This is a genomic window from Xanthomonas sp. D-36-1, from assembly GCF_017746155.1.
Taxonomy (GTDB): domain Bacteria; phylum Pseudomonadota; class Gammaproteobacteria; order Xanthomonadales; family Xanthomonadaceae; genus Xanthomonas; species Xanthomonas cissicola.
The window spans coordinates 118340-127408 of sequence record NZ_JAGHWR010000008.1 but is presented as its reverse complement, the minus strand read 5'-3'; the positions used below and the strand labels follow the sequence as shown (position 1 = coordinate 127408).

The 9069-nt window shown below is 65.2% G+C and carries 8 protein-coding genes and 2 pseudogenes; 4 read left to right on the top strand and 6 right to left on the bottom strand.

The features are described from left to right. The 3 genes and pseudogenes from J7367_RS03195 to J7367_RS03185 all read right to left on the bottom strand — a co-directional run. Nucleotides 1-156, bottom strand: a pseudogene (locus J7367_RS03195) (IS5/IS1182 family transposase); the annotation flags it as partial. A gap of 209 nt (nucleotides 157-365) precedes the next feature. Further along, nucleotides 366-590 (bottom strand): CstA-like transporter-associated (seleno)protein, encoded by a 225-nt coding sequence (locus tag J7367_RS03190; RefSeq protein WP_003488133.1) that lies wholly within the window; start codon nucleotides 588-590, stop codon nucleotides 366-368. Then, nucleotides 590-2662: a carbon starvation CstA family protein gene (locus J7367_RS03185; protein ID WP_057662381.1), complete on the bottom strand. Its 2073-nt coding sequence runs from the start codon at nucleotides 2660-2662 to the stop codon at nucleotides 590-592. The genes J7367_RS03190 and J7367_RS03185 overlap by 1 nt, the downstream gene beginning before the upstream one ends. Nucleotides 2663-2893: 231 nt before the next feature. Between J7367_RS03185 and J7367_RS03180 the strand changes: the two genes are divergently transcribed. Continuing rightward, nucleotides 2894-3751, top strand: coding sequence for a pirin family protein (locus J7367_RS03180; protein ID WP_003488129.1), 858 nt, complete (start codon nucleotides 2894-2896; stop codon nucleotides 3749-3751). A gap of 31 nt (nucleotides 3752-3782) precedes the next feature. Continuing rightward, nucleotides 3783-4205: pseudogene (locus tag J7367_RS03175) on the top strand (OsmC family protein); the annotation flags it as partial. A gap of 406 nt (nucleotides 4206-4611) precedes the next feature. Here J7367_RS03175 and J7367_RS03170 read toward each other — a convergent pair. Together J7367_RS03170 and J7367_RS03165 are read right to left on the bottom strand one after the other, a co-directional pair. Further along, the gene (locus J7367_RS03170) at nucleotides 4612-5073 is read right to left on the bottom strand and encodes a hypothetical protein (protein WP_007963829.1); all 462 of its coding nucleotides are present in this window, start codon (nucleotides 5071-5073) and stop codon (nucleotides 4612-4614) included. Nucleotides 5074-5320: 247 nt separating this feature from the next. Further along, a complete protein-coding gene (locus tag J7367_RS03165; protein WP_007963831.1) occupies nucleotides 5321-6211 on the bottom strand; it encodes a pirin family protein in 891 nt (296 codons plus the stop codon). A 744-nt stretch (nucleotides 6212-6955) separates the two neighbouring features. Here J7367_RS03165 and J7367_RS03160 point away from each other — a divergent pair. Continuing rightward, nucleotides 6956-7336, top strand: coding sequence for a hypothetical protein (locus J7367_RS03160; protein WP_022558897.1), 381 nt, complete (start codon nucleotides 6956-6958; stop codon nucleotides 7334-7336). A 70-nt stretch (nucleotides 7337-7406) separates the two neighbouring features. On the opposite strand, the gene nfi is transcribed toward J7367_RS03160, so the two are convergent. After that, nucleotides 7407-8120, bottom strand: a complete 714-nt coding sequence (gene nfi, locus J7367_RS03155; RefSeq protein ID WP_057662384.1) for a deoxyribonuclease V — start codon at nucleotides 8118-8120, stop codon at nucleotides 7407-7409. A 103-nt stretch (nucleotides 8121-8223) separates the two neighbouring features. Between nfi and gpmA the strand changes: the two genes are divergently transcribed. After that, nucleotides 8224-8973, top strand: coding sequence for a 2,3-diphosphoglycerate-dependent phosphoglycerate mutase (gpmA, locus tag J7367_RS03150; protein ID WP_007971667.1), 750 nt, complete (start codon nucleotides 8224-8226; stop codon nucleotides 8971-8973). The last annotated feature ends 96 nt before the right edge of the window (nucleotides 8974-9069 follow it).

Here is a 9069-nt window from a genome sequence, read left to right as displayed (position 1 = left end):
CTGCCGACCTGGCCGCCCCGACACTGGATAGTGCGGCGCGATCAGGGCAAGCAGTTGCTGCCACGGAACAACCTGCTCCATCTCGGCAAGAAAGATCTCGCGCCGGGTCTGCTTACGCTTGCCCAAGCCCTCAGCGTCACCGAACGTCAGCTGCATGGATGAATCCTCTACATAAGGCGATAGTGTCGCGCATCTGCGGTGAGTTGATCAGACCTTCCCTAGATCAAGCACATCATCCATTCGCATAAAGAAAGCCGCACTATTGCATCCACATCAACGCAACAGGGCGCGATTCGCATCGCGCCCTGTTGCGTTTGTACTTCATTGATCAGCCAATCACTAATCACTAATCGCCAATCCGCCATTCAACAACACCGAAACCCACTCTTGCCGCCATACCGCGCATCCTGGCGCTCGCGAAAGAAGGCGGGGTAGTCCATCACCGGTTTGTCGGGATGTTTTTCCAGCATGTGGCGCACGTAGTTGTCGTAGTCGGGAATGCCGCAACACAGCCGCGCGGTCTGGATCAGGCGCCGCCAGATGCGGCGATGTGCCTGATAGTGACTGGCCAGGACGAGTTGCGTGCCCATTACAGGTCTGCCATCTGATGCGGCTGCAACGCCACGTACGGGGTTTCGCGGTCAGTGCGCTGCGGGTTGCGGCGTGCCGCCACGATCGTCTTGATCGAATAGATCAGGATCGAGCCGACCACGAACAGGAACAGCACGGTCAGCCCGGTGTTGACGTAGGCATTGGTGACGATCTGCTGCATTTGCGGCACCGTCTTGGCCGGCGCGGTAATGGTGTTGCTGGCGATGGCCGCCTGGAACTTGTGGGCCTGTGCCAGGAAGCCCTGCGCCGGGTTGCTGTCGAAGATCTTGATCAGCCCCGCATAGGTGGTGCACAGCAACAGCCACAGCGCCGGCATGATGGTGACCCACGCGTAGCGGTCGCGCTTCATCTTGAACAGCACCACCGTGCCCAGCATCAACGCGATCCCGGCCAGCATCTGGTTGGAGATGCCGAACAATGGCCACAAGGTCTGGATGCCGCCGAACGGATCGATCACGCCGGTGTAGAGCAGATAGCCCCACAGCGCCACGCAGCCGGCGGTGGCGATGATATTGGCGGTCCACGACTCGGTCTTCTTCAACGCCGGGATGAAGTTGCCCAGCAGGTCCTGCAGCATGAAGCGGCCGGCGCGCGTGCCGGCGTCCACTGCGGTCAGGATGAACAGTGCTTCGAACAGGATGGCGAAGTGATACCAGAACGCCATGGTGTCTTCGCCCGGCAGCAACTGGTGCAGGATCTGCGCGATGCCCACCGCCAGCGTAGGTGCACCGCCAGCGCGCGCCAGGATGCTGTGCTCGCCGATATCGCGTGCCGTGGCCTCGAGCACCTGCGGTGTGATCGAAAAGCCCCACTCGCTGATCTTGGCAGCGACTGCGACAGTGTCGGTGCCGACCAGCGAGGCGGGACTGTTCATGGCGAAGTAGATGCCCGGCTCGATGATCGACGCGGCCACCAGCGCCATGATCGCCACGAACGATTCCATCAGCATGCCGCCATAGCCGATGTAGCGCATGTGGCCTTCATTGGCGAGCAGCTTGGGCGTGGTGCCGGAAGCGATCAACGCATGGAAGCCGGAGACCGCGCCGCAGGCGATGGTGATGAACAGGAACGGGAAGATGCCGCCTTTCCACACCGGGCCATCGCCGGTGGAGGCGAATTGCGTGAGCGCCGGCATCTTCAGGTCCGGCATGACCACCAGGATGCCGATCGCCAGCGCCAGGATGGTGCCGATCTTGAGGAAGGTGGACAGGTAATCGCGCGGCGCCAGCAGCAGCCACACCGGCAATACCGAGGCGACGAAGCCGTAGCCGATCAGCATCCAGGTGATCTGCTTGGCGGTGAAGGTGAAGGCCGGACCCCAGGTCGGGTCAGCGGCGACCTTGCCGCCCAGCCAGATCGCGCCCAGCAGCAGGATCAACCCCACCACCGAGATCTCGCCGATCTTGCCGACGCGGATGTAGCGCATGTACACGCCCATCATGAGCGCGATGGGCATTGTCGCGATGACGGTGAACATGCCCCACGGGCTTTCTGCCAGCGCCTTGACCACCACCATCGCCAGCACGGCCAGGATGATGATCATGATCAGGAAGGCGCCGAACAGGGCGATGGTGCCGGGTACCTGGCCCATCTCCTCGCGCACCAGGTCGCCTAGCGAGCGGCCGTTGCGACGGCTGGACAGGAACAGCACCACGAAGTCCTGCACCGCACCGGCGAACACCACGCCGACCACCAGCCACAGCAGGCCGGGCAGGTAGCCCATCTGCGCGGCGAGCACCGGGCCGACCAGGGGGCCGGCGCCGGCGATGGCAGCAAAGTGGTGGCCGAACAGCACGTGCTTGTTGGTGGGCACGTAATCCAGGCCGTCGTTGTTGGCGACTGCCGGGGTGGCGCGGGTGATGTCCAGCTGCATCACCTTGTCGGCGATGAACAGGCTGTAGAACCGGTAGGCGATCAGGTAGATCGACACCGCCGCCACCACGATCCACAACGCGTTGATGTGTTCGCCACGCCGCAGCGCAACGGTGCCCAGGCAGAACGCGGCCAGCAGCGCCAACGCGCCCCAGGCCAGCTTCGAGAACCCTTTCATGCATGCCCCTCAGGAACGATTCGTTCAAGGGTCCACCCACGCCCGGCCGCGGTCAATGCCAGCCGGACGCAAGGGGGTAAAACTTTGGTCGTAGGGTGCCACGGTCACGGATCGGTTAGGGGCGCTGCCGCGCTGGCGGCGTTTGGAACGATCGGTTGCAATGGTTGCGGTTGGGCGGCGGCCCGCGCGCACCCATCATTGGCGCTTCGCCACAAAGCACAGGGACAAGCGATGAGCACCACGACCACCACAGCAGCGCACGTGCTGCGCACCATTCGCGGCATGCCGACCTCCGACGGGGCCGGGGTCAAGCTGACCCGCGTCATCGGCACGCAGCAGCTGCCGGAGCTGGACCCGTTTCTGATGCTGGACGAATTCGGCACCGACAAGGCCGAAGACTATCTGGCCGGTTTTCCCAGCCACCCGCATCGCGGTTTCGAGACCGTGACCTACATGCTCGACGGGCGCATGCGCCACAAGGACAACCACGGCAACGAAGGCCTGCTGACCCCGGGCAGCGTGCAGTGGATGACCGCCGGGCGCGGGCTGATCCATTCGGAAATGCCGGAGCAGGAATCCGGGCGCATGCGCGGCTTTCAGTTGTGGGTGAACCTGCCGGCGCGCGACAAGATGACCGACCCCAAATATCAGGAGTACGCACCCGACCACATTCCGGTGGCGCATCCGGCACCCGGCGTGACGGTCAAGGTGATTGCCGGTGCGGTGGGCGAGGTGGTCGGGCCGATCGTGCAACCTGCAACCAGCCCGGTGTACCTGGATATCGCGTTGGAACCGAACGTGGAATGGGAATATCAGCTGCCGAGCGGGCATAACGCGTTCGCGTATGCCTTCGAGGGCGCACTGACGGTGGGCGAGAGCGACACCGCGCGCGTGTTGCCGGCGCAGCAGCTGGCCGTGCTGGGCGGTGGGCAGCGCCTGCGCCTGCACGCCGGTGCCGACGGCGCGCAACTGATCCTGGTCGCGGGGCGCCCGCTCAACGAGCCGGTGATGCGGCATGGCCCGTTCGTGATGAACACCAAGCAGGAGCTGATGCAGGCCTTCGTCGATTTCCAGGAAGGCCGGTTTTGAACTGGCTCGCGCCCGACAGCAGGAGCCGGCAATGAGTGACCGGCCTGTCAGCGTGCGCACCGGCGCGGTGCCGTACACGGTCAGCATCCACGACGGACTGCACACCTGGAGCGGCGATACGCAGCTGGCCAATGGTGGCGGCGACGCCGGGCCGGATCCCGAGTCGCAGGTGTTGGGCGCACTGGGAGCGTGCACTGCCATCACGGTGTCGATGGTGGCCGCGCGCAAGCAGTGGCCGCTGACGGCGGTGCACGTGCATCTGCATTACACGCAGTGCGGCGCTGCCGGCACGGCGATCGCCCGCGAGGTGGTGCTTGACGGGGCGCTGGACGACGAGCAACGCGCACGGTTGATGGAAGTGGCCGACAAATGCCCGATCCATCGCCTGCTTACCGGCGAGGTGCGCATCCAGACTCGGTTGCAGGCGGCTGGCGGCGGTGGAGACACGGCGATTGGCGCGACTGACAGACGCTTGCCGGCGGTCCTTGAGTATGGTGAATGCGAAATCGGAATCGGAACGGGCGATCGGTCCGCGCCGATTCCGGGCGTACGCCGAGGGGAGCCGCTGCTCCAACGTGCGCAACCGTGAGCGTTCTCCCACGCGTCGCCGCCGCACGTGGTGTCCGCCAGAATCAAAACCGTTGAGCCGATGGACGTATCCGGCGCGCCTGGTGCACGTGCACGCCGCTGGTCGTCGCATTACGCGCGTCGGCGTGACACGCGTGGGGCACACGCATCGAGCGCGCAATGGTGATCTGCGGCGACACGCAAGCGGCAGATGTGGTCAGACCAATGCCTGCAGCGCGCCGGGCAGACCCCCGCGCTGCAAGGCTGTTGCAGCAGCAGTGCGCAGCGCTGCGTCAGCGCTGCAGCGCCAGGCTGGCCGGCTGCAGATCCATGTTCTGCACCATCGACTGCATCGAGGCGAGTTCTTCGGTGCTGGCGCCATCGATCCACAGCTGCGCGTAGCGCTTCTTGCCCAGTTCGACCACGGTGACGCGGCGCGATTCCGTACCCGGCATGTCGCGGCCGCCCAGATCGAGCTTGTACCAGTAGAAATCTTCCTGCTGGATCTGGCCCTTTTCGGCGCGGCGGTCGCGTGCCAACGTCATCGCCGGGTCGCGGGTAGTGAGCATCACTCCCACCACCTGGCGGCCATCTGCCGTCACGGCCTTGCAGACCAGGTAATCGGCACCGGCGAGCTCGTTCCATTGCAGGCCGGAGGCCGGTGGCAACGGCGGGCAGACTGGCGAGGTCTGGGCGTGGGCGGTGGCAGCGGCCAGCAGCAAGCTCAGGCCAACAAGGCAGGATGCAGACTTCATACACGATTCCCCGGCATTGGATGACGATGCGGGCGCGCTTATTTGGTGCCGTTGCAGTACCTCGAACTCCCCGCTCAAGGACTGCCGTCCACGCAACGCGCTCCGTCTACAAGGCCATCACTACCACAGTTTTGCGAATTAGCTCAAGTGATGTCGCACATGTGCCTGGCATCGCATGTGCAGCTTGGCACTTCCGTTACGAGACCTGGTGATCGCGCGTGTCGGTCCACTCGCGCAGCGCACGGTTTCAAGGGTAATTAACCGGTTTCGGGGCCGGTGACTCGGGCAGCGGAATGAACTCCTCGTCGTCGCCGGGAATGCTGCCGAAGCGGCCGGCTTGCCAGTCGTCCTTGGCCTGCTCGATGCGTTGCTTGGAACTGGACACGAAGTTCCACCATAGATGACGCGGCCCATCCAGCGGCTCGCCACCAAGCAGCATTGCCTTGAGCGGGGTCTTGGCGCGCAAGCGGCCACGGGCGCCGGGCGAGGGCACGATCAGGTGGCGAGCTGGCACATCGGCACCATCCAGCTGCGCCTCGCCTTCCAGGATGTACAGGGCGCGCTCGGCGTGCCCGGCGTCCAGATCGAGTTCGGCGTCGGGCGCCAGGTCCAGCGCCACATTCAGCGTGCCGCTGAACACCTGCACCGGCGATTCCTCACCGTACGCGCGGCCGGCAATCACGCGCAGCCACACGCCGTCGCGGCGCTGCTGCGGCAGGCTTGCCGCCGCGTGGTGATGGAACGCTGGCGCGGTCTCCTCGGCCGAGCGCGGCAAGGCGATCCAGGTCTGCATGCCGTGCAAGGCGTGTTGGCGTGCGCGCTCCGGGCCTGGCGTGCGTTCGGAATGGGCGATGCCGCGGCCGGCAGTCATCCAGTTGACGTCGCCAGGGCGGATCACCTGATCCGAGCCCAGCGTGTCGCGGTGGCCGATTTCTCCGGCCCACAGGAACGTGACCGTGGCCAGGCCGATGTGCGGATGTGGGCGTACATCGATGCCGTGATCCGGCTCCAGTACGGCTGGGCCCATGTGGTCGACGAACACGAATGGCCCGACGCTGCGCGCCTGCAGGGTGGGCACGGCGCGGCGCACTTCCAGTCCGCCGATGTCATGGACGCGTGGAGCGATCAGGGTGGTCATGCGCGGTCTCGCGGAGTGATGACGTGGGCACGAGCTTGGCATGCGCGGTGGCCGAGGCGGGCGCGTGGCGTAAAACGCAGTGTCCGAGTCATGGCGCTTCATGCGCGTCGGGCAATGCGCCATCGGTGTGGCGGCTGGCGCCGCACCGCGAACGCCATGCGGGCGTGGCATGGGCTAGCAGCGGCTCATGGCGAGAAAGCCCCGGTCCTTTGCAGGCCGGATGCGTTGCCAGCGTGGACATTGTTGGCGGCGAAGACGACTCATCCAGCGCTGCGGTCCGGGATCAGGCAGGCCGCAACATTGAGGCGCAGGCGTAGGCGCCATTCCCGTCCGCATGTCCAATCGGCAAGGCCCAAGGCGCTTGCGGCCACCATGGCCGGCCCGATCTTCCTCCGCGAGCGGCCGTGTCCAGACGTCGCCGCCGGTGCTGCCGCCAAGCATCGGTTGGCGAGGCTCTGGCAGCGGCGAAGTTGCAACACGAACGAAGTTGCATTGCGGGAAACGTACCGGCGCAACCTAGATGCGTCGTGCCAAGTCACGCGTGTCATCGCGCCATGAATAATAGCGGCGCTTGCACGCTCCACGAGCGTGTTGGCCTTCACTGCAGGCGTCTCAGATGCCGGATCGGCAACGGTCGCTTGCTGCGCATCGTCTGCGCTGCACACGTGGCGGCAACTCGCTCGCGCTTTCGCGTTTTACTCGATGCGTTTCAGATTCTCACTCCCAATCTGAGGACTTACCTTCATGGTCTCATCGATCTCAGGAAAGAAAACCAGATCGCTGCTCTTCTTGGTCATGGCGGCGTCGGTGCCATCCCTTGGTAGTGCCCAGAGCGTCCAGCATGCCGTCAACAGCCGCATCATCAGTGTGGCCGCCGGTGTCCGCTCGCTGGCCTTCTCGGCGAATGGAAAGACGGTTGCCTGCTATGCGGTCTACGCCAACAGGAGCGTCGCAGGGCCGACCCTCAACAGTGCGGTCAACTATCAGGTGGTTTCTTCTTCTTCCTCATGCAGGGATCAGCCCTACGCAGTCGGGTATTCCGTGAACTTCCAGCCCCCATCCAACAAGAACATGGTTTTCTTCCGGATCGACGGTGCCGGTCGCATCGCCATCACTGAAAACTGATTGGTCGCCTTAGCGCCGTGTCAGTGTGACCGCCCGTGCATGCGGCGCCTGACGCGGCTTGAACGCCTGCTCACAGCAGCTGAGCGGGGTAGGCTGCCGGCACCGTCACCTCGCCGCGGCGCGAGGCCAGCCGGTCGGCCAGGCGTGTGGGCTCGGGCAGGCGATAGGTGCGCAACGTGCGCAGGGTCCAGTCCAGTGCGCCTTGCATCGACACGCGATGGCCGGGCGAGACAATCAATGGATTGCAGCGCGGTTTGCTGCGCAGCGCCCAGCCGATCTGCGCACCGCCCAGCAGGATCGGCGTGTGGTCGCCGCGTTCGGGCCCAGGCTCGGCGAAGCTGCCGGCCAGGCGCTGCTTGGCGATGCCGATGCACGGCAGGCCGGTCACCACGCCGAAGTGCGCTGCGATGCCAAGCTTGCGTGGATGCGCGATGCCCTGGCCATCGATGAACACCAGGTCCGGCGTGCGCGACAGCAGCGCCAGGGCCTGCAGCAATGCCGGCAATTCGCGAAAACTGAGCAGGCCAGGGACATAGGGCATCGAGGTCGGCACGCGCGCGATGTGCGTTTCCAGCGGCAGCAACGTCTGCGCATCCAGCAACACGGCGGCCGCGCGGGTGGTCTGGCCATCGTCTTCGAAACCGACATCGAACCCTGCAAGCAACTGCGGCGTGGCGCTCACTGCGTCGTCGAGCACCACGCGCTGCGCCAGTTGCTGTTGCAACTGTCGCGCCTGGATCACGCTGCCGTCCCAACCGGCGAAGACGGGGTCGTTGGTCTGCATTGCCAAAGCATCGCGCGCGGCATGTGGCGATCTCGTGCACGCCTGCGATGCACGCGCTGCCGCTACAATCGCAGGCTGATCGGCCCCCAATCGGAGAACCGTAGTGACCCGCAAACTCGTACTGCTGCGCCATGGCCAGAGCCAATGGAATCTGGACAACCGTTTCACCGGCTGGGTGGATGTGGAACTGACCGACCAGGGCCGCCAGGAAGCTGTGGCAGCCGGCAGGCTGATGAAGGACGAAGGGCTGCAGTTCGATGTCGCCCACACCTCGGTGCTCAAGCGCGCCATCCACACGCTGCAGGGCGCGTTGAAGGAGCTTGACCAGGACTGGTTGCCGGTGTCCAAGAGCTGGCGCCTCAACGAGCGCCACTACGGTGGCCTGCAAGGCCTGGACAAGGCCGAAACCGCGGCCAAGCACGGCGAGGAGCAGGTCAAGATCTGGCGCCGTTCGTACGACATCCCGCCGCCGGCGATGGACGTCAACGACCCGGGCCACCCGTGCCACGACCGTCGCTACGCCACCCTCGACCGCAATGCGCTGCCGGGGACCGAGTCGCTGGCGACCACGCTGGTGCGCGTGTTGCCGTATTGGCACGACGCGATTGCGCCGCAGTTGAAGGCCGGGCAGACCGTGCTGGTGACCGCGCACGGCAATTCGCTGCGTGCGCTCTACAAGTACCTCAACGATGTCTCCAATGAGCAGATCCTGGAGCTCAACATCCCTACCGGCATCCCGTTGCTGTTCGAGCTGGACGACAACTTGCAGGTGCGCAGCTTCCGTTACCTGGGCGACCCGGAAGCGGCCAAGCGCGCGGCCGAAGCAGTAGCCAACCAGGGCAAGGCGAAGTAATCGCCGCTGGCGCTTGCAGCGCTGCGTGCGGTGCGCGCAGCGCGAGTTCTTGCGCGCACGCGGCTGCAAGCGGCTGCATGCGGTGGTGAATGGACG

Bases quoted from the DNA above. Each gene is read 5' to 3' on its own strand.
- J7367_RS03190 (WP_003488133.1), bottom strand. From the start codon at position 590: ATGGGCACGCAACTCGTCCTGGCCAGTCACTATCAGGCACATCGCCGC.
- J7367_RS03185 (WP_057662381.1), bottom strand. From the start codon at position 2,662: ATGAAAGGGTTCTCGAAGCTGGCCTGGGGCGCGTTGGCGCTGCTGGCC.
- J7367_RS03180 (WP_003488129.1), top strand. From the start codon at position 2,894: ATGAGCACCACGACCACCACAGCAGCGCACGTGCTGCGCACCATTCGC.
- J7367_RS03170 (WP_007963829.1), bottom strand. From the start codon at position 5,073: ATGAAGTCTGCATCCTGCCTTGTTGGCCTGAGCTTGCTGCTGGCCGCT.
- J7367_RS03165 (WP_007963831.1), bottom strand. From the start codon at position 6,211: ATGACCACCCTGATCGCTCCACGCGTCCATGACATCGGCGGACTGGAA.
- J7367_RS03160 (WP_022558897.1), top strand. From the start codon at position 6,956: ATGGTCTCATCGATCTCAGGAAAGAAAACCAGATCGCTGCTCTTCTTG.
- nfi (WP_057662384.1), bottom strand. From the start codon at position 8,120: ATGCAGACCAACGACCCCGTCTTCGCCGGTTGGGACGGCAGCGTGATC.